We start from the raw sequence: 24,274 nt of genomic DNA, 5'->3' as shown, positions 1-24,274 counted from the left end.
CTGCTGGAATATTGTATTTCTATTGTCACATTTTTTTTTTAGCAAATTTACAAATTATTTTGATAGGCCATTTCCTGAACATCTCCCTTCTTGAGAAAGAAGATGGATAATTGATCCAGGGGGTTTAATAGCTGTATTAAGTATTCTCACTCAGAAGCCGGAAAAAAATAGATGAGACTTAGACAAACAAATTTAAAGCCATTTCAACTCCTGCACTGTAAGAAACAATTTTTGCCTGAGCGAGCGCCTAAAGTAACTCTTAGAAGGCTAAATCCACAGAAACGATGGCTAGTTTACCTAGTGCTAGGGGTATTTTCTGCCCTCATTAGCACGATGCCGGTCACGGCGGCAGAACGGATTTATTTTATTTATAGTCCTCTAAGTTTATCGCTGCGAGTGCAGTCTTTAGAACTGTTTGCTAAACAAGGAGAAGTCAATCAAGATTTGCAGTTTTATTTTGATCGCATCGGAACATCCCAACAGGAGCAAGAAGCATTTCGTCAGGCCTTATTGGAAAAAGCCCAGCTAGAGCCGGTTTTATTATCTCGCTTGTTCAATAGCGATATCGGAGAAGCACTTTTAGACAATTTCGGCAAGATTATTAATATTCAAGGGGGAAGAAACGGAAAATATGCCTTGCGAGCGGCTTTGATTCAGGCGGCTTTTGAGCCTGAAGGGCTAACCTTGCTCAATTTTCTGAAAAAGCTACCTGTAAATATGCAGATTGATCTATCTCAGGCTCGGGCTTTGTCTAAGGCGTTTAAGACGGTTGTTCGGGCCACCACAGAATTTACCGCAGATATTGCTGAACTTTCTCAACAAGAAGCTCTTGCTACCCCGGCGCTCAATTTCTCGACCCTAACAGACCTTCGCCAGCCCGGCAGTTACGGAGTACAAAAAAAGGAAACTTGGCAGCTATTTGATCAAAGCCGCAACCGGCATTTTTATGTCGATGTCTATAAACCTCAACGCTGGCTACCAGGTAAAACCCCTGTGGTGATTTTTTCTCACGGGTTAGCGTCAAGACCTGAAGATTATGCCGCACAAGCTCAACATCTGGCTTCTTATGGCTATGTGATTGCCCTTCCGGACCATCCAGGGAGTGATTATAACCGGGTTACAGCTTTAATCGAAGGTTATCAGAGCGATATATTTGACAAAAATGAATTTATTGATCGCCCCAAAGATATCAGCTATGTGATTGATGAATTACAGAGGCGTAATTTATCAGAGTTTGGCGGCAGACTAAACTTAGATGCTGTGGGAGTCGCTGGACATTCTTTTGGCGGTTATACGGCTTTAGCGGTAGCAGGAGCAACCTTTGACTTTAAGTATCTCAGACACGAGTGTCAAGCTCAGTTTAGCTATCTCAATATCTCCCTTTTACTGCAATGTCAGGCCCTAAAGTTGCCTCAAATTGATTATAATTTTCGAGATGAGCGAGTTAAAGCGGTCTTTGTGGCTAATCCAGTCAACAGTGGCGTTTTTGGCCCCCAAGGGCTGGCAAAAATCGCTATTCCTGTGTTTCTGGCTGCTGGAACTTATGATCCAGCCACTCCCGTCATCTTTGAACAAGCTCGTTCTTTCCCCTGGCTCTTGGTTTCTCAGAAATATTTTCTGGTGATTGAAGGCCAAGCCCATGTGGATTTTTCTCAATTGGATGCTGGAATTACCGATCTGATCGAGTCTGTTGAAAATCTGACTTTACCTTCTCCTTATTTAATTAATAGCTATGCTAACGCCATGTTTACCGCCTTTTTTGAAGTTTATTTACAAAATAATTCCTCTTATCTTCCTTACCTCCAATCGGATTATTGCCGCTATTTGAGTGAGGGAGAGCAGTTTAAATGTTATCTAATTACGGCTGCTTCATCCAAGATATTAGCTAAGGAAATTGAGCAATTTTATGCTAAAAATTCCTTTTTAAACGGGTTACAACTCCGGTAAAGTCGGGATTTTTTCCCTAAAAACATAATATTCGTGATCATCCATGAGGAGACAGGATTCTCAAGTAAGAAATAGCTCACTCAAGTATTTGTTTCTTGCCCTATTCAGCTTATTAATAACGATCTTTCCGCTTCAAGCCGCAGAGCGAGTTTATTTTTCCAATAATTCCTTAAGATTATCTTTGGGAGTTGAAGCTTTAGAAATTTTTGCTCAAGATGGAACTATTAATAAAGAACTAGAGTTTTATCTACAGGGAATTAGTGCTGAAGAACGAGATAAGTTTCGTCAAGCTCTGACTAAATCTTATAAATTTAATCCTGTTCAATTGTCTCGCTTTTTCCGGACTCCTACCGGAGAAGCTATCTTAAAAAAAATTGGTACGATGATTCAAATTCAAGGGGGACAAAATGGTCAATATGCTATTCGAGGAGCCTTAATTCAAGCGGCTAGTGATCCCCAAGGATTAACCATTCTTAATTTTATCCGTAAGTTTCCTACAGATTTACAGCTAGATACTAACAAAATCTTGCAGGCTTTTAACTGGATTGAAGAATTAGTTAAGGCTAATCAACTGATGGTGGAAGCCTTAGATAAATTATCGGATAAACAAGCGGCTACCGAAAAATTTATCGATTATTCTACTTTGCCAGATATGGATAAACCTGGGCAATGGGGTTATCAGTACCAAAGATTAACCCTCCAAGATCAAAGCCGCCATCGAAGTTTTTATGTGGATTTATATTATCCTCAACAATGGCCAACGGGAAAGGTTTCTGTGATTATTATGTCTCATGGGTTAGCCTCTAGGCCCGAAGATTATGATTCATTAGCAAAACATTTGGCTTCTTATGGCTATTTGGTGGCCCTTCCTCAACATCCAGGCAGCGATTTTTACCAAGTTCAAGCTATGTTAGAAGGCTATTCTAAGGAATTGTTTAATCTGGAAGAATTTATTAATCGACCTAGAGATATTAGCTTTCTGTTGGATGAACTAGGAAGACTTAATCAATCTCTTTTTGGAGGACGGCTAAATCTGGAAACGGTAGGAGCGATCGGACATTCTTTTGGGGGTTATACGGTTTTGGCTTTAGCGGGAGCTACCATTGATTTTGAAAATTTACAGAGAGAATGTAATCGCACTCTTTGGAATCCTAATCTTTCTTTATTAATTCAATGTCGAGCCTTGGATTTACCTCAACAAGTTTATGATTTAAGAGATCCACGTATTAAAGCCGTAATCGCTGTTAATCCTTTTAATAGTGGAATCTTGGGAGAGAAAGGTCTCAGTCAGATTTCTATTCCCGTTTTTATTGTGGCTGGAAGTCAAGATCCGGCCGCGCCTTTAGTTCTTGAACAAGGACAAGCCTTTGTTTGGCTAAAAACACCAGAAAAATATTTAGGCTTGGTCAAAGGACAGGCTCATATTAATTTTTCTAAATTAGATGCAGGGACTCAATCTCTAATTAATTCTTTTACTGATCTCACTATTGCTGATCAGCGATTAATTGATAAATATGATAATGCTATAATGCTCTCTTTTTTTGAGGTCTATTTAGATAAGAATCCTCAATATAAAGTCTATCTTCAGTCTTCTTATGCTGATTATATTAGTCAAAAACCTTTTGAATTTTACCTTGTTAATGCTTCTTCATCCATCGCTTTGAAAAAGATTCTACAAGAGTTGAAGTTGAATTTTTAAAGTTGACTAATCTGGGCTTAATTTATGTTTGGGGAGAAGTGAGAGTTAGGATATTAATATCTTAATAACTCCACTTATGCTAAATCAATATAACGTCGAACAATTGCGTCTATTTTCGTTTTCGGAATAATGACTAAAACCTGCGGTTTACTCCAATTTTTTTGATTTTGGTTAGAGATTGTTTTAGATTTATATATCATGATTATGCTCCTTACAGTTGAACTTCGATAACATTATTATTAGAAAGATAGATCATGATATCTTCAATTTCAGTAAAAAGATTGTCGTTTGGCTCTATTGTATATTTTTCTTTAGCCAAGGCTGATAAATCTTCCAATGAAACAAATTCTGACATCATCGATAATAACCATGTAGCTGTTTGATTGACAATATAACAAGTTTCTTTTTTGTTGTCAATGACTATACCTAAATCCTCGATTCTCACAATTTTTACATCTGAACGACATTTAAATAGCATGATATTTTTGAAAACAATGTCTAAAAACAGGTGAATCCTATTTGGCTTTTTCTAACTTAAATAATTGTTGTTTTTAAGCTAAAAGCCAAATTTTTCTTGCATTATATTTATTATCTAAGATAGATGTTACTTATCATGATATTGTTTGTATAACATCTTGCTGTTTTTCGTATAACTTAATGTTTGTTTTTGTTTTAAGATAATACCTATGTTCTGATTGTGTCCAGAAATTAAAATTTTATAAAATGAGGCAAGGGAAAAGCCAAAAATCTTAAATCATCCCGAGGGGTAAAATTTTTTGGAGACCTGGAACTGATACAATAGAATAAAGTCCCCCAGCTAAAAGCGGCTTTGTACGTCGCCATCTACAATTGATCGCGTGAGGATACGCAGATTATCAAGACAATGGCTTCTACAGAAGCCAGCAATATTTGTAGTATATTGAAGTCATGCAAGGGAAAAATTAGCCAGTATGCCACAGTCACACATAGCAGACGCTCTCACAGCACGCCTAGAAGTCACTAGCAACCCAGATATTAACCAACGTTACAAAGGCGATCAACAGGCGCAACCCCTTCATCAAGAGCGAGAATCTGTGCTAAAGCCTCAAAAGAGCCAACTAAATTTAGATTTAGCGGCAGTTAATGAGCAATTCAACAATGCCAGTGCCCAGCAATTAGTCGAATGGGCCGCACAAACTTTTGGCGATGGGTTAGTGATGAGTACCAGTTTTGGCATCCAAGCCGCCGTTATGCTTCATTTAGTGAGTGAAATTATTCCCGATATTCCGATTATTTGGGTGGACACAGGCTATTTACCCGCAGAAACCTACCGCTTTGCCGAAGACTTAACACGACGCTTAAATCTCAATCTCAAAGTTTATCAGTCTTCTGTGAGTCCTGCTCGGATGGAAGCTCTTTATGGCAGGCTTTGGGACCAAAAAAATGTAGAAGCGCTCAATCAGTATGATAAACTCCGAAAAGTTGAGCCTATGCAGCGTGCTTTGCGAGAATTAAAGGCGACGGCTTGGTTAGCTGGACTTCGCCAAGATCAAACGGATCACCGCAAAAATTTACAACGAGTCGCCCTACAAAACCCCTATTATAAAGTACACCCGATTCTATATTGGAACTCTAGAGATGTCTATCAGTATCTAACCAATCATGATCTCCCTTATCATCCTTACTTTGATCAGGGATATGTGACAGTGGGAGATTGGCATTCAAGTCGTCCTTTAACAGCCGACGATGAAAGTGAGCGTGATACTCGTTTTCATGGTCTCAAGCAAGAATGTGGTATTCATCTATCTATGACTCCAGCAGAAGCTAAGAGTTTAGATTCTAGTACATTGTAATTTAATGAACAGTTAACAGTGAGCAGTTATTCGCTGTTCTCTGTTCCCTGTTCGGGTGTTTCCTTTTTCCTTTACAAAGGAGCCACTTGAATTTCAATTTCAGCCGTTACCTCTGGATGTAGCTTAACTTGAGCTTTGTAGAATCCGGTTTGGCTGATTTCGGGTAAAGTAATGCCGCGACGATCTACCTCTTGTGAAGTATTTTGCTTGATAATATCAGCCACTTCTTGAGTGGTAACGGTACCAAAAATGGCCTCTCCTTCCCCAACTTGTTTACGGATCACAAAGCGCCCAATAGTTTGTAGTGCAACTTTGCGAGATTCGGCTTCTTGTTTTTCGGCTAGGAGACGTTGGCGTTCTTTTTCTTTTCTCTGTTCCACTTGTCTAAGGATGCCTGGGGTAGCTATAGCCGCTATGCCTTGAGGCAGTAAATAATTACGAGCATAACCCGGAGCAACATCCACCACATCTCCGGTTTTTCCTAACTTATTGACCGTCTTACTGAGGACAACTTGTATTCGTTTTGCCATTGTGTCTCCTATTCGAATGACGCTAGATTCTTTAGAAATTTAAATAGTCCAGAATTATCTATAATACAATGTTTTGTGTTGTCTGAGCAATGAGGATGTCTAGTCGACTTATGAGTATTCAATCATCAGATCAAATCGGTGTAGCAGTAATTGGCACAGGATTTGGAGAAAAGATTCATATTCCGGGATTTCAACATCATCCCCGTACAGAAGTGGTGGCCGTTTATCACCGAGATTTAGAGAAAGCTAAAGCGATCGCCCTGCGTCATAACATCCCCATTGCTGATAACCGCTTAGAAAACATTCTCTCATTAAAAGAGGTTGCAGGTGTTAGCATTGCCACGCCGCCATTTTTACGCTACGAGATAGCCAAGTTGGCCATCGCTGCCGGCAAACATCTGCTTTTAGAAAAACCCCTCAATCTGCGTGCCCAAGAAACGAAGGAACTGTATCATCTGGTACAGCAAAAAAACTTAATAGCTATTGCAGACTTTGAATTTCGCTTTATTCCTGCTTGGCAACTGTTAGCCCAATACTTACAACAAGACTATGTGGGTAAGATTCGTCTAATTAAAATAGATTGGTTAGTGGCGAGTCGGGCGAACCCCGAACGAGAATGGAATTGGTACTCTCGCCAAGAGATGGGAGGCGGTGCTTTAGGGGCAGTGGGTTCTCATGCTTTTGATTATATTAGCTGGTTATTCGGCCCGATTAAGCGGCTAGTTGCTCATTTAAGCTGTGCCATTCCCCAACGCCCTGATCCTAATTCGGGTGGGGCGTTAAAATCTGTAGATGCCGATGATACGGCTATGCTTTTGTTAGAGTTGGCTGATGGAACACCCATTCAGTTGTCGATTAGTTCAGTAACTTATGGAGGAAGAGGACACTGGGTAGAAGTCTATGGAGACAAAGGCACATTAGTTTTAGGAAGTGATAATTTAAAAGATTATGTGCATGGATTTCGCTTAATGGCAGCCCCAGCCGCTAAAGCTTTTTCAGAAATAGAAATTCCCAAAAGTTTAGCCTTTCCTCAAGTCTTTACGGATGGACGGTTAGCGCCTTTTATTCGAGTGGTAGATCGTTGGGTAGAAGCGATCGATAAAAATCAATCTTTAGTGCCTTGTTTACGAGAAGGGGTGTATTCTCAATTACTCATGGATTTAACTCATCAATCTAATGACAATAAATGTTGGGTAGAGGTTCCAGATTTAGACGAATTTTTGGCGAGTCAATAGGTTTTTAAGTTGTTTGGGTTTTGACTCTTAAACGACAATTAATCTTGAAAGGAAAACCGTCAAAAATTTTTACATAGACTAATTATTTGAAACTATAATGGGAAACGAATATAGAGACACTTATTAGTCCAATGAAAAATCTTTTAAAACTGGCTTCTATTTCCCTCAGTGCTACTTTGATCGGGGGAGCATTGACTGTTAAACCGGTACAAGCGGCGATCGTGGGTGGTGGAACATTCACCTATACCGCAACGCCTTTCCAAGGGATTTATGCAGGAGGACTCCCACCCGAGTTTAATATATACTATTTTCCCGATCCTTATAATCCTCCTGAATATATCTATGATCCTCTTTATGGGAATGTGAGTTTTAGTGATTATGAATCAGATTTTATCTTCCCTAGTGAAAATAAACGCCTAGTAACTAACTTAGACATTTATATTTTAGGGAACCAAATTTTTGCTGATTACGAGGATCGATTTTGGACTCCTCCTGAAGGAAATTCTGGAGGGAGAGGAAGTTTATACCAAATAAGTACAGGAGATCCCAGAGATCCAGGTTTTTACAGTTTTGATCAGTGGTTTTTTGGCGAGGTATTTGATTCTTATTTGTTCATGGCAAGTGACGGTTATTTCGAGTTTGTATCAGGAGTTGGAGATTATATAACCGGACAATGGAGTATTGAAAAAATCTCTAATACAACAGCCGCAATAACTTTTAATAGCGATGCTCCTATCTTTGTTCCTGAGCCTTTAACCTTTCTCGGCGTAGGTACAACCCTAGCTTTTGGCAGCTTCTTCAAGCGAAAATCTTCTCGTTCAGCACTCAAAAAAGCTAAATAAGCTGGGGGACCGAACGAGTTCCGCACTCGTAATTTACTAGATGCTTAAGAATAATTATAATGATCCTCAAGGTGAGAAATATTCTCACTTTTTTTTATTTATTTAACTGGTTAAGCTCTAAATGAAACTTTTTATCAAAAGCCTTGGAAAATCAACTAATCAAATAGCTAATTCTTCTCAATAGGTATAGATGAGCTTATAATTAATCAATCTTTTTTTGAGAAAGTTATATAAAATAAAAACAGATTAACTCTTTATTATTTAAGTTCCGTGCTACAAGATAATCGTTCCGAAGTCCGCAAAGTTTTACTGATCACCCTATTTCTGAATCTCTTGGTGATGGGACTAAAAGCAGGAGTAGGAATAAAAATTGGTTCTTTAAGTCTACAGGCAGATGCTCTACATAGTGTAACTGATAGCGCTAATAATATTTTAGGTTTAATTGCTAATCGCTTCTCTTCACCCCATCCTGATCGAGAACATCCCTATGGACATCAAAAATATCAAGCGGTGGGCGCTTTAGGAATTGCCGCTTTTTTAGCGATCGCTTGTTTTGAAATTATCCAGGGGGCAATAGAGCGTATTTGGCGAGGGGGTAAACCGGTTGAAGTATCAGGACCTGAGTTATGGATCATTTTAATGGTTTTGGGCATTAATATTTTTGTCGCTTATTATGAACGAAGTGTAGGAAAACGCCTGGGGAGTCCGATTTTAATTGCAGACGCTTACCATACCATGAGTGATATTTGGATTACTATTACTGTGATGGTGGGATTGATAGGCATTTGGCAAGGAAATATTTGGCATTTGCCGCAATTACAATGGTTAGATGTGATTTTAGCTTTTCCGGTTGCCTTTCTAGTTTTTTATAGTGGGCGAGAAGTCATTAAAGAAAACTTACCCTGGTTAGTGGATGAAATGGCAATTGATCCAGAAAAAATTCATCAAATTGTGATGGAAGTTCCTGGTGTAATTAACTGTCATGATATAGCTTCTCGAGGGGTATTAGGGCGACAAGTTTTTATGGAAATGCACCTAATTGTAGATGCTAAAGATGTAGACAGTGCCCACATCATCACTGAACAAGTAGAAAGTCGTTTAGAAAAGCAGTTTAGTCCTGTACGGATTATCATCCATGTGGAACCGCCAGATTATCAATCTGATCATATTAGTTTTGAGGCAGAACCATCTTAAGACTTGCCTTTTGCCTTGTCAAACCGTCCATGTTCACGGGTTTTGCCCTAGTTAATATTCTTGTCCTCGATAGCGAAGTTTCTTTTTTCCAGGTGGATTATAATTCATATTATCAGGGTTTTCTTGTGGTATTTCTGCTCCTCTATATTTAGTCGGTTTTCGATTAATTATTGGCGAATTTTCTTGAGAAAAATCTGAAATATTTTTTTCAATCTCTACCCCTCTATATTTACTAACTACGGGTTTTGCGTCAGAAGAATTTTCCGTTAAAACTTTTTTAATTTTTCCATTAATTACGGTAAGTTGGTCTTCTTGAAAAAGCTGTTTTAACGTCACCCAATTCTCTTCTGGATGTTCATTAAACCAGTTTTTCACTATTGTTATAGCTTGTAATGGCTGAAGATTAAACCGCATTAAAAAAATACAATAAACAGCTTCTTCGTTAGTCATTGGAGATTAAGTTCTGATCTTAAAGGACTCAATTTGGGATTTTATCTATTTTTTTTATAACTATATTTTTATCAGTCGGATGTGACCTAAATCTTAATGTTAAGTGATTCAAGTCACATCAACTATTATAAAGGCTCAGGCCTTTTAATGGTTGTTTTTAGCATGAAGAATGTCAAGCAGAGCTAAATTGCTGTCAGCTAATAATGATAACTTACGAGCTAACTCAGAATGATTGGGATTAGGCTGTTTTAAAAGAGTATCTATATTTACTAAATAACTATTAATTTCTCGGTAGGCTTCAGGAGAGGTTTTCTGAACAGGATGTTTAATTTGCTGCCAATTTTTTTGGAGTTGGGCAAACTCTTGTTGAGCCGTCTTGAAATCGCCAGAGTGAACAGCACTTAAAGTATTACCTGCCTGGGTTGACATTTCCTCAAGTTGAGTCTTAAGGGTTATGACATCATTGACGACTTTTGAAGCAGATTTAGCAGTTTTATTGGCTTGCTCCAAAACGGCTTCCATCTTCTGAGAGGCTTTTTCGGTGGCTAATTGAGCTTTATCCAAGGCCGATTGAATATTTTTTGTGGTTTTTTCGGCAGTGGATATAGATTCATCGGTTTTTTGTGCTTCAGATGATTCAGTGATAGAATTCTCAGTATTAGAAACTGTGGGATTGCTACAAGCACTAAATAGAACACAGATACTAATAACCGGAATTAAATACAAGCGAAGCATGATTTTTTACCTTTCTAAACAGCTAAAGAGAGAGTGGTGCGGAACTCGTTCGGTCCCCCAGTCAATTGTTCATGGCTTGACGAAACTATCTTTATTTTTTATCCCAGAGCCAATCTTTGCTGTTAAGAATGTACCCATTTAACAAAAATCCCCGCCCTTTCGGCAAGCCTTGAGGACGAGGAAAACTATTAATTCAGGTTAACTTAAACTATTTGATCAGGTGCCCAACAATCTCTGCACTCGCTCTCACTTAAGCTTGTTGCATTTGACGCTGTAACTCTTGTTTCGCTTGTTTGAAGCGGCTTGCCAGTTGTTCTTGCTGCTCAGTGGACAAGTTGTCTCGAATAGAGGCAAACAAGGAATTTTCCTCTTCACGAGTATGCTCATTAACCAAATTTTTCGCTTCTTGAAGTTTAGCCTTAAAATCTGAGGACCCAGGGCTGTAAGACTTCAATTGTTCGAGAACAGATTTTAGTTGAGCTTGTTCGTCATAGAGTTCTTGGGTGTCTTGTTCGCCGTAGTAAGGGCGTAATTCTGGATAAACAGTTTGCTCTTCTGCTTCAGAGTGAACCAGTAAATCAGCATACAGTTGAGAGAAATACTCCCGAATCTTTTGCTCGTCATTGGTTCCTTCAATTTCAGCGAATAAAGTTTTCGCTTTTTGATGATCCATGCGGATAACATCTTGAATATTCATATCCGACTTGTCGGAACTTTGGGTAACGGCACTACCCACTACACCCGTGATAGCACCGACGGCATCCACGACTCGTGCCCATACGCTTTGATCAGCTTTTTGACCGGTTAGTTCTAGAGTTCCTAAGACTTCTAGAATACCTTTGAGTTGCTCTTGATGAGCGCGGTTTTCAAAATTAACAGTATGTAAGGGAGCGATCGCCGCTTCTACGTCTGCTCCGACGAGTTGTCCGGCTTTATGAACGATCAACCCAGACATCACTTGTCCATGTTTAAGGAGTTCGTGTTGAGCGACTTTTTCGTACATATTCAGTTCTGAACCTTGCATCATCTGCTGCACTTGCTCAATCAATTTTTTAACTGTTTCTTTAGGTTCAGCTTGAATACCATATTGAGTGATGGCAGTTTCGAGAACGCCCAGGTTTTTTTGGTCATCTTCGAGCATATCTCTAAAACGTTTATTTATCTCTTCGTCGTTGCCTTCAGAGATAAACTGCTGCTCATTGGCAATCAGTATGTTTTGAATAGCTTTCATAGCAGCTAATTTTTCGGCGATGGCTTGCCGCTTTTGATCAGGAACAGTAGAAACCATTCTTTGTTCTCCTCTAATTAGAATTTTAATTTTAATAGGTGTGAACTGATAGGAATTAAAAAACAGGCAAATGTTTGCCCCAGTAGAGCTTGACTGAAAAAAATTATTTCATGCTACTGAAATCGACATAATCGCAAAAAACATCAATTTCATCTCATTTTGTTTGAGTTTTACTCAAGGCTTGTTTAAGACCTGCTATCTAAAAACAGAGACTAAAACCCAATTGCCTATTTAAAACTCCTATTCGGTCACTCTTCTAATTAAAAAACTTAACACGTTGGCTAAATTAGCTTGATCACTCTAAAGACTGAAAGTAAATATTGAAGGATTTGTTCCTCTAGATGTAAGTTTTTGAGCATTTTGTTTTGTATATTGTTTTTATAAGAATTTTGGCTAAAGAATAACTTAAAATAACTTAATCTTTTGCTAAAATTTTGTTGACTAAAATAGAATTTTGTGTATTAAAGGGAAAATTTTGGCATTGTACTGCCTAGAGGGAAAAAGTTCTTGATCTGCCGTTGGGCGTAAGTATTTTTTCTCAAAGATCTAACATTTTTTAGAAATTTACGCTAGATTAAATGTTGAGTTACAGATCAACCCACCCATTGACAAAATACCCATGACCGGACAAGAACTACACCAATTGTTACTCAACAAATGGGGACGTTCCTACGATGTGCAGCTAAGGCAGATTAAGGGACGAATCTTCGTCCAGGTAATGTGGAAGTATTTAGAACAGGCTTCTTTTCCCCTTTCAGAACAAGAATATTTAGAACATCTCAATGGAGTGGCCAGCTATCTCAATGCCTGGGGAGGCGAGTCGCAGATCAAAATGTTTCTTGCAAAAACTCGGGAACGGCCTAGAGTGGGTAAAGCGGTGAGTATTCCCCTAGATTTAGGAGAAGTGGCATCCGAATGGATTTTAGATGACATTTGAGCTTTTATTAGAGAAAAAACGTAACGAGCAACATAATACTAGCGGGAGCGAGCAAAAATCTAAGTCCATAATAAATGGATAAAGATGAAGATAACCTGCCAATGAGATAAGGAAAAATGGTGGCTCCTCCCATGCCTACCGAAGCCAGTAGAGTATATATATTACCTGACAAAGCCGCATCAAACTTAGCAAAAATTATTGAGATCAGGGTTGGAAAAATGGGGGCACAACAAAATCCTAAAACAAAGACAGATAGAATGCTACTCCAGGGAGTAATCAAGCTAGTCATGAAGATCAATGTCATCATTAAAAGCACAATAGCGACCTGAATAACTAAGGCTCCATTATCGAGAGTCACTACAGTTCCAGCGAATAATCGACCTAACATTAAGGCTAACCAGAAAAAGGTCACAAGACTTGATGCTTTTATCTCATTCCAACCCGCAGATTTTAAATAAGTAGTTGTCCAGATCGCTAGAGAACTTTCTATTCCAATATGACAAAAAGAAGCGATTAAAGCTAACCCGATGGTTTGATTCCCAGAAAGAACTATCGGTTTTGTAGAACCTGATAAAGTGGTAGATTCTGGATAAATTGCTGTCAGAGCGGCTCCTGTAGGAATGAGCAGGATAACAGCAATGATTTTTAATGCCTTTCTCCAGCCAAAATTTTTCAGTAAATAAGTAAAGAGAATTGGCAAAACTAGCGCACCAAAACCGTAAGAAGCATGAGCTAAATTGGTAATGGAAGTAGGGTTATTATGGTTCAGAACAGGCAAGAGCGCATTACTGCCAGCATTGAGAAAACTTCCCCCTAATCCTAAACCAGAGAAAGCTAGAGCAAAGGCTAAATATTTTGGCTCGGTTCCGATTAACCAAATCGAAACAATAATCATTAAAAAACCTGAGCCGAGAACCAGTTTATAATGTGTCGAGAAAAACCCCGAACCAGCGATCACTAATCCGATTAAACAGGAGAACTGATTTAGGGAGAATAACTGAGCCATTCTAGCATCATTTAAAGAGAGCTTGTCAGCTATATAAAGTTTAGCCGCTCCCAAAAATGCCACCACAATTCCAAAAATAAAGAGCGCAACAAATACATTGATGAATGCTAGATTCATAAAAATAGTTAGTTTTGTTCTTAATGCTAGTTAAGGTTAGCATTACATAATTATGGGCAACTCATCCGCATCGGTCATCACCTATTCCTCCTTGCCCCGATTGATTAGTAAAACTTATAATTGATAAAAGTAAAAATATTGTTAAAGTTCTTTACAAACCGTTACAAAGTCACTAAGATAGAAACATCATAAACAAGCAGCAATCGGCGAAAGCTGAAAGCCGCAAGGCGAAAGCCAAACATTATATCTGTACCTAGAAAACAACATAGCAATCATCTCTCACATGACTACTACATTACAGCAACGCGAAAGCGTTTCCGTATGGGAACAGTTCTGTCAGTGGATCACCAGCACCAACAACCGTTTATATATCGGCTGGTTCGGTGTCATCATGATCCCTACTCTGTTAACCGCAACCACTTGCTTCATCATCGCCTTCATCGCCGCTCCCCCTGTGGACATTGATGGAATTCGTGAACCCGTCGCTGGTTCTTTACTTTATGGAAACAACATCATCTCTGGTGCAGTTGTTCCTTCTTCCAACGCTATCGGTTTACACTTCTATCCCATCTGGGAAGCCGCAAGCCTTGATGAGTGGCTGTACAATGGTGGCCCTTACCAGTTAGTAGTATTCCACTTCTTACTCGGAGTGTTCTGCTACATGGGTCGTCAGTGGGAATTAAGCTATCGTTTAGGGATGCGTCCTTGGATCTGTGTAGCTTACTCTGCACCCGTATCCGCAGCTACCGCAGTATTCTTAATCTACCCCATCGGACAAGGTTCCTTCTCTGATGGTATGCCTTTAGGAATCTCTGGTACTTTCAACTTCATGTTCGTATTCCAAGCAGAACACAACATCTTAATGCACCCCTTCCATATGTTGGGAGTAGCTGGTGTATTCGGTGGAAGCTTATTCTCTGCAATGCACGGAAGCTTAGTAACCTCTTCTTTAGTTCGTGAAACAACTGAAGTTGAGTCTCAAAACTATGGTTACAAGTTCGGACAAGAAGAAGAAACCTACAACATCGTAGCCGCTCACGGATACTTCGGACGTTTAATCTTCCAATATGCGTCCTTCAACAACAGCCGCAGCTTACACTTCTTCCTCGGTGCATGGCCTGTAATCGGTATCTGGTTCACCGCAATGGGAATCTCTACCATGGCCTTCAACCTCAACGGATTCAACTTCAACCAGTCTATCCTTGATTCTCAAGGTCGTGTAATTAGCACCTGGGCTGATGTATTAAACCGCGCTAACTTAGGTTTCGAAGTAATGCACGAGCGCAACGCTCACAACTTCCCCTTAGACTTAGCTAGTGCAGAGCAGATGATTGCTCCTTCTATCAATGGCTAAGGTTCCAAAAACTGAATAATTACTAAAAAGCGTCCTCTGCAATATGGGGGCGCTTTTGGCTTTTATAGCAAAACTTAAACATAGGAAACTAAAGAATGCTTTTTCATCCATTGATAAGCGACAATATTAAGAATTAAGCCAATGCCAAATAGAATAGCCATTAAAGCAATTTGATACCAAGCAATGGGAGTAACAAACAAATCCATAACTAAATGAGTCAAGTTCAAGACTGAATAAATAACGGTTAACCCAAAATGGACAACTCGATATCTATGGGATTCATTGAAGATACAACCTATCATAGCCAGCATAGGCAAGAGAAAAAATAACAACATTAACCACAAAATCCAAGATATAGAACCCGCTTCATGGCTGTGGACTATAGTTTGACCATGAAAGAGCGGCATTAATCCAAGTTGGGTATGAAACAAAGTCCCTAGTAAAAAAATCGTCCATAAAGTAACAATTTTATTTTGTAACTTAGCCATTTTATTTATTCCTTTTAGTTGAAAAAATGAACGAATGAGCCTAATTAAAAAAAAGTTAATAAAAAAAATCAATCCTCGTCCCAGGTTTCTGACTCGACTAAATCTGCAATGGAATCTCTAAGTAAAAAATCATTTCTTTCCAACTCACATTCAAGTTCTACCCACTCACGACAAGGAATGTATTCACACAAACATAAAAGAGGCTTTCGACGCTCTAAGCAGCCGGTAGCGATGAGAAAACGGGCTTCTTCTTTAATAGATTCCAAACTCAAGGAAGTGGTTAATTTTTTCATAAAGCTCACCTCCTGATCAGCCTAATATTTTTTGGCTTAAGCTTTTGCCTATTTTTATTATTACTCAAAAAAATCCGATCAAATCTTTCTAGTCAAGTTATTTTAACAAATCTTAATTTTAAATCCCGTGTAATCTTCTGTGATCCGAAAACGAAGAGAGCAGTTAAAAAAATAATAATAAGCGTAATATAATTTAATTATCCCTGTATCGAGAGGATAGCATTTTTAAATTTTGGTTATGCGATTAATCCACAGGGGCCTCCTTTTTCGTAATAAATCAATAAAGCTTTAAAAATATCTTCTGGCCAAATCTGAATAATTTTTCCTCCAATTTCATCATATTCAGAATGATTTTTTTTTCGCCATATAGGCTGAACTTTAATAATAACTTCTGGGATGTTGTCAGCATGAGTAGGTTTAAGAATTACAAAAAAATTTATTTCTGATGAAAAGGAATTAGGAAGGCTTAGGCAAATTCCTTCCAAGGTTAAATCAAAAGTAATTCCTAAAAAATTATGGTCTAAATCTAGAACTTGACAAAAGGCTACAGTTCGTTTTACTATACGCCTTTCAGAGGTAGAATTCATAAATTTACTAAAATAATAATTCCATCATTCTAGAATAAGCTAGTGCTACTACTAAATGGTGTGATTTAAATCATCATCCTATAGTGACTTGACGACTGCTGCACAGCCGCGAAATTTAGCTCAGAATAAAAAGCATCCCAATTGGCGCTGCAATATGCTAAGAACAGTAAACACAGGAAAAAAGGCTTAAGGAGAAAGGGGTGCATGGTTACATAATCTTGCCTTGCCGACTTACCCCTTGCCCTTTATTCTAACTAATTTCTTTTAACAACTCCTGGAACAAGAGACGGGTAACATAAAACAGTAATCGAGTTTGAATGTCATTCCCCCTGACCCCAGCGCGGTAAATCTTTAGAGTCTTCTTTGCGATCATGTTCCCTAATTCTCCTTTAATGTTGGGATACTCAATAGTAAATTCGTCAATCTCGTCATTAGTCAATTTAGGATCGTCGATCAGGTCTTGGTAATTTGTTTTAAAACCCTTAAGAACTACGCTCGTTACCCACATAAAGAGCTTTGCTCTACACATGGACGAACCGTGAAACTTTTTCTTATTCTTGTCCCCTGACTGCTCATAACTATAAGCCAATCCCAAGTAAGCTTGGAATTGCCTTAAGCTATGGTTTACCTTTTTTCTTTTCCATTTACCATCCTTTTCATGCTCTATCCACTCAATCCACTGTTTACCCTCGATTAGAAATTTCTTGAATGGGTAGCACTGAATTAATAACAATATGCAATTGTCAAAGCCGAAACTAAAAAGATTGAAAACTTTTAGGCAATCTTGAAACTCTTGATTATTATTCAATTGCTCTTTCAGTTCACTTAAGTTGTGTGTGATGATTAACTCTAAATCGGTGATGTGTTTCGCCTTGAGGCGACTTAGTCTTGAAATGGGAATACCCAGCCTCTTAGCACTACTCTCCTCATATCTTCTGTTAGCCCAAGTATAGGAGTAATCCCCAGCCAGCCAACCCCAGAAAGGGGAAAAGCCTTTTTTTTCGGAAATTTCTATCCGTTGGTCTGAAGCTTCGGGAAATTCTAGTGATAGTCGCTGGCGGTTCCCGTTGACGTTAGCCGTGCGGAGTTTTTCACATTGAAGGATATCAAGGTATAGACGACGGATGGTCAATATTTCCGAAGTGTAGAAAGTCAACCACTTCTTTCGGTCAAACTCATCGATCCAGGTCGGGTCAAAATACACGGACGCTAAGGTCAGTGCATCATGTTCATCGCTTTTATTGGTAAACCCATAATGTCCCCTTGACTTACTTAGATCGGCATGACCCACCCAGTAAACCGGGATGTGATAATAGTTTGCCCAGGCGACCCAAATGCTTGAGTACCACATTCCCGTCGGCTCTAGTACAATCCCGTCAATTGTTAGCTGCTCTAAATAATTAAAATCCTTAAATCCTTTCTCAATAAGCTTTTGAGATAGATGGGATACGGGTTTAAGCCGCATAAAGTCTTTACGATGCTGATTGAAATAGCGTTTAATGTTATTAGGGAATTCGGTCAAAATTATGCCCACAGCAAAATTTCGACCAACATCTAAACCCAAAATGTTGACCATAAAATTTCCTTAACTTTTTGAGGGAGATAACCACGCTAAGCTAAAACCCTTCTCGGTATGCTTACAAATCTCCCGGAAGCCCTCACAACGGACATCTCACGGTGAGCCGTGCGACGGCTCACTCGTGTCCTCCTCAAGGGGGCTTAATTTATTCTGGAAGCTTTTAGAAGGGGGGCTGCTCCTAGATTGAAAAGGCTTAGGCTTATAAAGAGCAAAAGGCGATAAGAGCCTACTTTAGTTTCGAAGCCACTAGCCTATCTAAGAGCGGGAATGATAGCTAATCACTCCCCTATGCTCACCGATATTTCTATCAGTAAGCATCGGGGAATGATTAATTACACATCGTTGTTATCATTATCATAATAATATTCAGGTTCTTCAACCTCTTGTTCTTGATTGTCAACAACAAGTGTGGGAATTTGGGCAGCCGCCAAATAACCGGCAATGGGATTTTGGACATGAGGTAAATCGGGAAATTCAGCAAAATCTTTTTTGATTCCCGCAGCTTTGCAAAAGGTCACCAATCTTTCATATTCTATTTTTGCCTCGCTGTAGTATTTACTCATTTTTTCCATAGCGTATTTTGCCTTCCGGTAATCTTCTTCCCACCGTTCTACATCCTCTCTACTTTTTAAGCGAAAGTGAACTTTTTTTTGAAGTAGTGTTAGGGCGACTTCGGGGTCTTCATCTTCAGCTACTACGGCTTTTAACTCAATCGTATGGTTGGCATACTCGTAAGTTGGAACCGTCGCACTGTATTTGATTTCTGTGATTTTTACCATTAGTTATTACCTTTATGTATTAATGGGAGCTAATCACCCCCCTATGCTCACCGATATTTCTATCAGTAAGCATCGGGGAGAGACTAACAGTATTTCGCTTGTGCCTCTACTAGGGCTTTAAGAATCTCTTTGGCCTGGTTCCCTCGATAGGCTTTAGATTTTCCGTTGACAAAAGTGACGAATACTATGTCATCTTTTTCTTCTTGGTTACACTCAACCGTTAAGACATTAGCTAAATTAATCCAGGTAGAGTGACTACCAGTAGTTTGAGGTAGATGAACGGGGTACATTGCTATTTTCGTCTGTACGATAGTGGTCATGGTATGATGATTTAAAATGCGTTATTGGTTTTGAAACACCTTGAGGGGTGTTTTTTTTGCTGCTATTTTTCTGTCAGTCACAGATCTCTAGAGGCTCCAAGAATTTTCTCTCATAGAAGTTTTTAAACTTCCTAATGTTTTTGACACACTCAGGATCTATGGAAACTCCTCTCGCTCCATCCGCTATTTCAGCCATCGTCATGTCATAGGAAATGATTGACGGGATAACTTGACATAGTTTAAAGATGAGCAGGTTTACATCAACCCCGTTTGCGGTGAGGGAAAATTGGATCTCTGATGCCGCACGGATGGTTATGTCAAAATAAGTTAAATTATTTTTACTTGGAGCCACACATTTTTTAAGTGAAATCAATTCACTTGCTATATTTTCCATGATTACCTATCCTTGTTAAAGCTAACAATAAGTTGTCTATCAACAAAGAATTTCAAGACATTTTGTAAATCTTCTACACGAGACTCGTAAGAAGATTTTTCGTTGGTCGCCAACCCTAAACCACGACCCTCCATAGCCTTAGCAATAGCGATGGCTTGTCTTAATATTTCAATCAACTCGGTTAGTTGTTGGTCTGTTTTATCCATTGTTCTTCCTCATTTTCTGGTGGAATTAAAACTTGATACCCTAACAGGGTTGAACCGCAGCTATAGCAATATTTTTGTATTTCTCTAAGGGTTGGAGATAAAATAGTAAATTCTACAATTTCAACTTTATCTGACCCGCAGTTGCCACACCTTCCTTTATAATCTGCCTTATCGTTCATGTTATCCGAGATTCAAAGTTGGTTTTTGAGGATGATACATCTTGGGGAAATCCTTAAACAGTTCCTGATAAATTTCCTCAAGCTCAGGCGCGACATGAAGGAGTCTTTGAGCGATGTTCTGGGCGATCATTAAATGCCTATGTTTGGCATCAAGCGGAACTTCTTCAAAAGTGCATAAGCATAACATGGAACTAACACACATATGTAGGTATTCAATAGGGACAATGGCAAAAGACGCTTCATGTTCCTCCATAATCTCTTTGGTAATCTCTAGGAGATATCGGGCTTTATTTGCTGCTTCATTGTTCATAAGCTTCTAACCATTTTTGAAAATCAATCAACTGCTGATGAGTGAGCATGGATAAATAGGGGAGTGAGTAGCGTTGGTTTAGGATCACTGATACATTTTTAATCCCCTTGGCTCGGGCTAATTGGGCACATTCCCCGATTAAGTTTAAGAGGTCTTTTTGTCCCATTATTACGAACTCCATCCTTGAGATTCCAGATTTTTCCAACCGCCATTAAGCCAGCAAAAAAAGTCTCTAGCTTCATCAGAAGGAAAATCAATTAAACTTTCATCACCAAAAGGGAAATACTCACTAATTGAAGCCCCTAGACAAAATAACTGAAGTCTTTGTAATGAGGTGATTTCATGGGGGGCAAATACCCCACACCCCTCGGAATATTCCCGCCAAAATTCAAAGCGGATTAAGAGCCAATGACCCAACGGTTTTCCTCGGTATTCAAAATTCATTGTTTACACTCCAAGAAACTTGTCATAGATACGATAGCTTGTTCTAGAGCCGCATCAATATCATCAAGATGAAGGGTTTCTAATTTAGATGAAGCGACAATCGTCAAGATTCTCTTCTTCATTTCGGTTAATAGTTCAATGTCTTTTTTGATTTGTTCTGTGTGGTTCATAGTGTAATTACTCCTCAATAACAACTACACCTTTTTTGAGCAACTCCTCTATGAGATATCGGTGATAAGAAAAGACAAAAACCAGTTCCCCTATGGTGAGTTCGCCGCCGTGATGTCGCAGCATCTCAACTATTGGTCGTTCTTCTCGCTCTAAATTATTAACGGATTGGGCTATTAAAGTAACTTTTTGTTGGTATTTTAGGGAGGCTTGATGCGCCTCTTGCCCGATTTCTTGAAAAAGAATTTGAGTTTTAGTCAAACGAGTTTCTGTTTTCATGATTCCTCCTCATCAAAATCATCATCAAAGTAATAATCATCATCGTCATATTTTTTACCTGGGTCGAGCGAGACATAATCCTCGTGACCACAGTTTTGACAGTATCCATATCCTTCGAATGAGTTGCTTTTAGACAACACAAAGTTATTTGAGTGACAATTTGGACATTGCATTTTTAATCTTTAGTGAGTAGTGAAGCCTGGGTAATCCCAGGCATGAAATTATCCTGATCAACAATTATTTGAGTTGTAGTCTCTAAGAATGGTTGTCTAGGGAGAGCAACTATTAAGTGCCCGCTAAGGATGGTGTTATAGAGCCACGACGGGCGAGAAGTTTTCTTGATGAAGCCCTGGAAGAAACGCGCACGGGTTTGTACAAGAGACTTTGAAGAGTTCAATGTCGACATCGATGACCTAACTGATAAAAGCATCCAGCTTGAATTGCCTATTGGGGAAAAAGAAGCTGTGCCGCCCGATGGCCACCTACCTGATGGATGGACAATCAGCGAGAAGGAGTGCCCCGTTAGGGCACCGGACGAGATTAAACGACAAATGCTCCAGGGGAAAAAACAAACCCTACAGAAACGAATACTCAACTATAACCAGCAAATCAAAGGCAAGCTGCCGCCCTACCCATCAGAGGCTACTAAGAAAAAAATTGATGCCAATATCAAGCAATGTCGAGACCTGATAAAGGAAATTGACCAAAAACTAGCCGCCTACATCGAGGTAGCTGTAGGGAACGACGAGCCGCCAACCCCATTCCCTACACAAAACTCTGTAGGGAATGACGAGCCGCCAACCCCATTCCCTACACAAAACTCTGTAGGGAATGACGAGCCGCCAACCCCATTCCCTACACAAAACTCTGTAGGGAATGACGAGCCGCCAACCCCATTCCCTACACAAAACTCTGTAGGGAATGATGAGCCGCTAACCCCATTCCCTACACAAAACTCTGTAGGGAATGACGAGCCGCCAACCTCATTCCCTACACAGAATTCTGTAGGGAACGACGAGCCGCCAACCCCATTCCCTACACAAAACTCTGTAGGGAATCCCCCTGGGACTAAGCGATTCCCTACAGGAGAAGTGATCCAGATCCCATCCTCGGATGATGGAATGGATTGCTTTCTCGTGAGCGTGAGTTTAGATGAACTGCCAAACCTATTCCCCAAAGCTACTATTGACGAGCTTTACGAGTCCCTCGAGGGATTGCCCCTGGACTATCTAAGGAAGCTAAGTCAAGCTGTTAACGTGCGCCTTTCTGAGATGGAAGATGATAGCGTTCTTGGTGGTGATGATGGTGATGATGATGAGCCGCCGTCGGAAATTCCCGAACTCTACATCGAAGCAAAAAAACTGCCTTACACAAACAAGCAAGGACTCAAGTCTTATAGAGGCCCTTACTACTACCTGATCACCAAAGAGGGGAAGCGCAAAAGCTCAAAATACCTCGCCTCCAAGCGGGAAGGGATTCCCGAGCAATATCAAGGGTTGCCCATTTACGGGGAGAAGCTTCCATTTTAACCAGGAAAAACATACTACAAATTTTTGCATACTACAAAGATGTCAACAGAATTCCAAGGGTTTGAACCCTTAGCCGGCCGGAAGATCTGGCGAAAAGTTGTAGTATTCTCTAGTCCGAATATTTGATAATTTTCATAAGTAAGCTCCCTCGAGGGCGAGTCTGCATCTGTGTGGATTAGAATCAGCATAGCGAATAACATTTTGGATTGAAGAGTGTCCGGTGATAGCCTGAACGGTTCTCAAGTCAACCCCGTTACTAATCAGATTACTAATTAATGAGCGCCTGCCCGAATGAGTTTTGATGGCCTTGTGGGATAATCCCGCATTGGTCGCACACTTCATCAAATAATCCCTAACCGCTTCATAAGACAGGTGACCGCTACTGGTTCGGTCACTGGGAAAAAGATAACCATCTGTTGGGGGCTTGTAAGCCGCGAGGTAAGAGTGAAGAGCGTTAGTAACAGGGACGCTATGATTTTTATCCTTTCCTTTGCGGGTTTCTTTTCGGTAAAGGATATAGTCGAAAGGCCTTCCATTATTATCATAGACATCTGAAACTTTTAAATTTAAAACCTCATTGACCCTTGCTCCCGTAAAACGAAGCAAAGCCCAAATTAATTTGTGTAAATCGCTCTGGCAATGTTTTTCTAACTTTGCCCAATCTGAATTACTTAAACTAGCCGCTTGTCCTGTCATAGTTTCCAGCTTTTAAAATAACTACAGAATTTATTTGCTATTAATATAAATTCTGTAGTGGTCAACATTGGTTGATAACTCCTATGACTCAAGAATAGCTCAGGGGGTGGGTTTGACTCATCCGAATAACGACAGAAAATATCTATTTTCTGTCGTTGCGACTGTTAATTTTTTAAGAGATTCTAGATATATAGAGATTTATTTAGCAAAGGGAATAAGTGCTTATGGCTGTCTATGATCAATTTCCTAGCTCGTGTAATACAGTTGCCCGCTCTACTGATTTTGCTTGCCGCTATTATCACAGAATGTACAAGCACGTAAAGATAGACACGGCTGATGATAAGGGGATAAATTTATTGTTCCCACTCGTACAAATGGATGGAGACTCGAATGATGCCTATGGGAATGTTTGGGATAAGTTCGTTATCATGATTCCCAAGACTTCGGACTCGGTCTCTGGAGGAAATAAACCTTGGACATACGTAACTAACCCAGATAGCACAGTATCTTCTACAATTAGCGGCGAAACCTGGCTAGTTTCGTCCTCACCCCAAAGCACTTTCGCTATTCCAAATACTGTTGATACTCCCGCTAAAGCCTGTGATTTTTGGTGTCGGCTTTATCGTCAGATGTTCAGCTATAGAAAAATCTGCCTCCTCGATACCGCAGGGGAACGCCCTTTTTCGATAGCAACGCAAAACAGTGAAGCGCAGGACAACAATGGGAAAAACTACGACCTCTTTTATATTTATATCCCCAAAGATGTAAGCGTTCTTGCTGGAGGCGCGAACCAATGGACATACGCCACCAGTCCGGCCACCGTCGATGTTCCCCCTGGATACTTTAACTAGGAATAA

At 39.6% G+C, this 24,274-nt stretch carries 32 protein-coding genes; 10 read left to right on the top strand and 22 right to left on the bottom strand.

Features of this window, described 5'->3' with window-relative positions; genetic code table 11:
• The first annotated feature begins 171 nt into the window (after window positions 1-171).
• Window positions 172-1,947 (top strand): alpha/beta hydrolase, encoded by a 1,776-nt coding sequence (locus CYAN7822_RS14565; protein ID WP_013323032.1) that lies wholly within the window; start codon window positions 172-174, stop codon window positions 1,945-1,947.
• Window positions 1,948-1,990: 43 nt separating this feature from the next.
• On the top strand, window positions 1,991-3,646 hold the full coding sequence (locus CYAN7822_RS14560; protein WP_013323031.1) for an alpha/beta hydrolase: 1,656 nt from the start codon (window positions 1,991-1,993) through the stop codon (window positions 3,644-3,646).
• A gap of 74 nt (window positions 3,647-3,720) precedes the next feature.
• Here the strand turns inward: CYAN7822_RS14560 and CYAN7822_RS40190 are convergent, their stop codons facing one another.
• Both CYAN7822_RS40190 and CYAN7822_RS14555 read right to left on the bottom strand, forming a co-directional pair.
• Window positions 3,721-3,846: a hypothetical protein gene (locus CYAN7822_RS40190; RefSeq protein WP_013323030.1), complete on the bottom strand. Its 126-nt coding sequence runs from the start codon at window positions 3,844-3,846 to the stop codon at window positions 3,721-3,723.
• An 11-nt stretch (window positions 3,847-3,857) separates the two neighbouring features.
• Complete coding sequence (locus CYAN7822_RS14555) at window positions 3,858-4,124, bottom strand: hypothetical protein (protein ID WP_013323029.1); 267 nt, start codon at window positions 4,122-4,124, stop codon at window positions 3,858-3,860.
• A 472-nt stretch (window positions 4,125-4,596) separates the two neighbouring features.
• Here CYAN7822_RS14555 and CYAN7822_RS14550 point away from each other — a divergent pair, with 472 nt between their 5' ends.
• Window positions 4,597-5,478 carry a phosphoadenylyl-sulfate reductase gene (locus tag CYAN7822_RS14550; protein WP_013323028.1) on the top strand — a complete coding sequence of 294 codons (882 nt, stop codon included), beginning with the start codon at window positions 4,597-4,599 and terminating at the stop codon, window positions 5,476-5,478.
• Between the two features lie 71 nt (window positions 5,479-5,549).
• On the opposite strand, the gene rplI is transcribed toward CYAN7822_RS14550, so the two are convergent.
• Window positions 5,550-6,008, bottom strand: coding sequence for a 50S ribosomal protein L9 (gene rplI, locus CYAN7822_RS14545; RefSeq protein ID WP_013323027.1), 459 nt, complete (start codon window positions 6,006-6,008; stop codon window positions 5,550-5,552).
• Window positions 6,009-6,118: 110 nt separating this feature from the next.
• Here rplI and CYAN7822_RS14540 point away from each other — a divergent pair, with 110 nt between their 5' ends.
• The 3 genes from CYAN7822_RS14540 (at window position 6,119) to cdf31 (ending at window position 9,279) form a co-directional block, all read left to right on the top strand.
• Window positions 6,119-7,243, top strand: a complete 1,125-nt coding sequence (locus CYAN7822_RS14540; RefSeq protein WP_173362890.1) for a Gfo/Idh/MocA family protein — start codon at window positions 6,119-6,121, stop codon at window positions 7,241-7,243.
• A gap of 131 nt (window positions 7,244-7,374) precedes the next feature.
• Window positions 7,375-8,085 carry a PEP-CTERM sorting domain-containing protein gene (locus CYAN7822_RS14535; protein WP_013323025.1) on the top strand — a complete coding sequence of 237 codons (711 nt, stop codon included), beginning with the start codon at window positions 7,375-7,377 and terminating at the stop codon, window positions 8,083-8,085.
• Window positions 8,086-8,355: 270 nt separating this feature from the next.
• On the top strand, window positions 8,356-9,279 hold the full coding sequence (cdf31, locus tag CYAN7822_RS14530; protein ID WP_013323024.1) for a CDF family zinc efflux transporter Cdf31: 924 nt from the start codon (window positions 8,356-8,358) through the stop codon (window positions 9,277-9,279).
• 51 nt (window positions 9,280-9,330) lie between these two features.
• On the opposite strand, the gene CYAN7822_RS14525 is transcribed toward cdf31, so the two are convergent.
• From CYAN7822_RS14525 to CYAN7822_RS14515, 3 genes are all read right to left on the bottom strand, one after another.
• Window positions 9,331-9,729, bottom strand: a complete 399-nt coding sequence (locus CYAN7822_RS14525) for a DUF4278 domain-containing protein (protein WP_013323023.1) — start codon at window positions 9,727-9,729, stop codon at window positions 9,331-9,333.
• 144 nt (window positions 9,730-9,873) lie between these two features.
• Window positions 9,874-10,464, bottom strand: a complete 591-nt coding sequence (locus tag CYAN7822_RS14520) for a hypothetical protein (RefSeq protein ID WP_013323022.1) — start codon at window positions 10,462-10,464, stop codon at window positions 9,874-9,876.
• 250 nt (window positions 10,465-10,714) lie between these two features.
• Entirely contained in the window at window positions 10,715-11,752 is a 1,038-nt protein-coding gene (locus tag CYAN7822_RS14515) for a hemerythrin domain-containing protein (protein ID WP_013323021.1), read from the bottom strand.
• A gap of 619 nt (window positions 11,753-12,371) precedes the next feature.
• On the opposite strand from CYAN7822_RS14515, the gene CYAN7822_RS14510 reads away from it, so the two are divergent.
• Window positions 12,372-12,689 (top strand): DUF3067 family protein, encoded by a 318-nt coding sequence (locus tag CYAN7822_RS14510; protein WP_013323020.1) that lies wholly within the window; start codon window positions 12,372-12,374, stop codon window positions 12,687-12,689.
• Window positions 12,690-12,696: 7 nt separating this feature from the next.
• On the opposite strand, the gene CYAN7822_RS14505 is transcribed toward CYAN7822_RS14510, so the two are convergent.
• On the bottom strand, window positions 12,697-13,812 hold the full coding sequence (locus tag CYAN7822_RS14505; protein WP_013323019.1) for an MFS transporter: 1,116 nt from the start codon (window positions 13,810-13,812) through the stop codon (window positions 12,697-12,699).
• A 283-nt stretch (window positions 13,813-14,095) separates the two neighbouring features.
• Between CYAN7822_RS14505 and psbA the strand changes: the two genes are divergently transcribed.
• Window positions 14,096-15,166, top strand: a complete 1,071-nt coding sequence (gene psbA / locus CYAN7822_RS14500; protein WP_013323018.1) for a photosystem II q(b) protein — start codon at window positions 14,096-14,098, stop codon at window positions 15,164-15,166.
• A 74-nt stretch (window positions 15,167-15,240) separates the two neighbouring features.
• Here psbA and CYAN7822_RS14495 read toward each other — a convergent pair whose 3' ends face one another.
• The 14 genes from CYAN7822_RS14495 to CYAN7822_RS14440 form a co-directional block, all read right to left on the bottom strand.
• Window positions 15,241-15,654 carry a hypothetical protein gene (locus CYAN7822_RS14495; protein ID WP_013323017.1) on the bottom strand — a complete coding sequence of 138 codons (414 nt, stop codon included), beginning with the start codon at window positions 15,652-15,654 and terminating at the stop codon, window positions 15,241-15,243.
• A gap of 68 nt (window positions 15,655-15,722) precedes the next feature.
• A complete protein-coding gene (locus CYAN7822_RS14490) occupies window positions 15,723-15,947 on the bottom strand; it encodes a DUF4327 family protein (protein ID WP_013323016.1) in 225 nt (74 codons plus the stop codon).
• A 236-nt stretch (window positions 15,948-16,183) separates the two neighbouring features.
• Window positions 16,184-16,534 (bottom strand): hypothetical protein, encoded by a 351-nt coding sequence (locus tag CYAN7822_RS14485; RefSeq protein WP_013323015.1) that lies wholly within the window; start codon window positions 16,532-16,534, stop codon window positions 16,184-16,186.
• A 250-nt stretch (window positions 16,535-16,784) separates the two neighbouring features.
• A complete protein-coding gene (locus CYAN7822_RS14480) occupies window positions 16,785-18,110 on the bottom strand; it encodes an IS110 family transposase (RefSeq protein WP_013323014.1) in 1,326 nt (441 codons plus the stop codon).
• 335 nt (window positions 18,111-18,445) lie between these two features.
• Entirely contained in the window at window positions 18,446-18,892 is a 447-nt protein-coding gene (locus CYAN7822_RS14475) for a hypothetical protein (RefSeq protein WP_013323013.1), read from the bottom strand.
• A gap of 83 nt (window positions 18,893-18,975) precedes the next feature.
• Window positions 18,976-19,212 carry a hypothetical protein gene (locus tag CYAN7822_RS14470; protein WP_013323012.1) on the bottom strand — a complete coding sequence of 79 codons (237 nt, stop codon included), beginning with the start codon at window positions 19,210-19,212 and terminating at the stop codon, window positions 18,976-18,978.
• A gap of 73 nt (window positions 19,213-19,285) precedes the next feature.
• Window positions 19,286-19,606 carry a hypothetical protein gene (locus CYAN7822_RS14465; protein WP_013323011.1) on the bottom strand — a complete coding sequence of 107 codons (321 nt, stop codon included), beginning with the start codon at window positions 19,604-19,606 and terminating at the stop codon, window positions 19,286-19,288.
• Window positions 19,607-19,608: 2 nt separating this feature from the next.
• Window positions 19,609-19,812: a hypothetical protein gene (locus CYAN7822_RS14460; protein ID WP_013323010.1), complete on the bottom strand. Its 204-nt coding sequence runs from the start codon at window positions 19,810-19,812 to the stop codon at window positions 19,609-19,611.
• Window positions 19,788-19,991 (bottom strand): hypothetical protein, encoded by a 204-nt coding sequence (locus CYAN7822_RS14455; RefSeq protein WP_013323009.1) that lies wholly within the window; start codon window positions 19,989-19,991, stop codon window positions 19,788-19,790. The genes CYAN7822_RS14460 and CYAN7822_RS14455 overlap by 25 nt, the downstream gene beginning before the upstream one ends.
• Before the next feature lies 1 nt (window position 19,992).
• Window positions 19,993-20,301: a hypothetical protein gene (locus tag CYAN7822_RS14450; RefSeq protein ID WP_013323008.1), complete on the bottom strand. Its 309-nt coding sequence runs from the start codon at window positions 20,299-20,301 to the stop codon at window positions 19,993-19,995.
• Window positions 20,291-20,467, bottom strand: a complete 177-nt coding sequence (locus tag CYAN7822_RS38675; RefSeq protein WP_013323007.1) for a hypothetical protein — start codon at window positions 20,465-20,467, stop codon at window positions 20,291-20,293. The genes CYAN7822_RS14450 and CYAN7822_RS38675 overlap by 11 nt, the downstream gene beginning before the upstream one ends.
• A gap of 2 nt (window positions 20,468-20,469) precedes the next feature.
• Window positions 20,470-20,745 carry a hypothetical protein gene (locus CYAN7822_RS14445; protein WP_013322671.1) on the bottom strand — a complete coding sequence of 92 codons (276 nt, stop codon included), beginning with the start codon at window positions 20,743-20,745 and terminating at the stop codon, window positions 20,470-20,472.
• On the bottom strand, window positions 20,742-20,915 hold the full coding sequence (locus CYAN7822_RS37715; protein ID WP_013322672.1) for a hypothetical protein: 174 nt from the start codon (window positions 20,913-20,915) through the stop codon (window positions 20,742-20,744). Before CYAN7822_RS37715 ends, CYAN7822_RS14445 begins: the two co-directional genes overlap by 4 nt.
• Before the next feature lie 7 nt (window positions 20,916-20,922).
• Window positions 20,923-21,192 carry a hypothetical protein gene (locus tag CYAN7822_RS14440; protein ID WP_013322673.1) on the bottom strand — a complete coding sequence of 90 codons (270 nt, stop codon included), beginning with the start codon at window positions 21,190-21,192 and terminating at the stop codon, window positions 20,923-20,925.
• Between the two features lie 341 nt (window positions 21,193-21,533).
• Between CYAN7822_RS14440 and CYAN7822_RS14435 the strand changes: the two genes are divergently transcribed.
• Window positions 21,534-22,721, top strand: a complete 1,188-nt coding sequence (locus CYAN7822_RS14435; RefSeq protein WP_013323006.1) for a hypothetical protein — start codon at window positions 21,534-21,536, stop codon at window positions 22,719-22,721.
• A gap of 132 nt (window positions 22,722-22,853) precedes the next feature.
• Here the strand turns inward: CYAN7822_RS14435 and CYAN7822_RS14430 are convergent, their stop codons facing one another.
• Window positions 22,854-23,417 (bottom strand): tyrosine-type recombinase/integrase, encoded by a 564-nt coding sequence (locus CYAN7822_RS14430; protein WP_013323005.1) that lies wholly within the window; start codon window positions 23,415-23,417, stop codon window positions 22,854-22,856.
• Window positions 23,418-23,641: 224 nt separating this feature from the next.
• Between CYAN7822_RS14430 and CYAN7822_RS14425 the strand changes: the two genes are divergently transcribed.
• A complete protein-coding gene (locus CYAN7822_RS14425) occupies window positions 23,642-24,268 on the top strand; it encodes a hypothetical protein (RefSeq protein WP_013322680.1) in 627 nt (208 codons plus the stop codon).
• Window positions 24,269-24,274 lie beyond the last annotated feature (6 nt).

It is taken from the genome of Gloeothece verrucosa PCC 7822 (genome assembly GCF_000147335.1).
GTDB classification, from domain to species: Bacteria; Cyanobacteriota; Cyanobacteriia; order Cyanobacteriales; family Microcystaceae; genus Gloeothece; species Gloeothece verrucosa.
The sequence above is the reverse complement of the archived record's forward strand: the minus strand, read 5'-3'. Positions and strand labels throughout refer to the sequence as shown.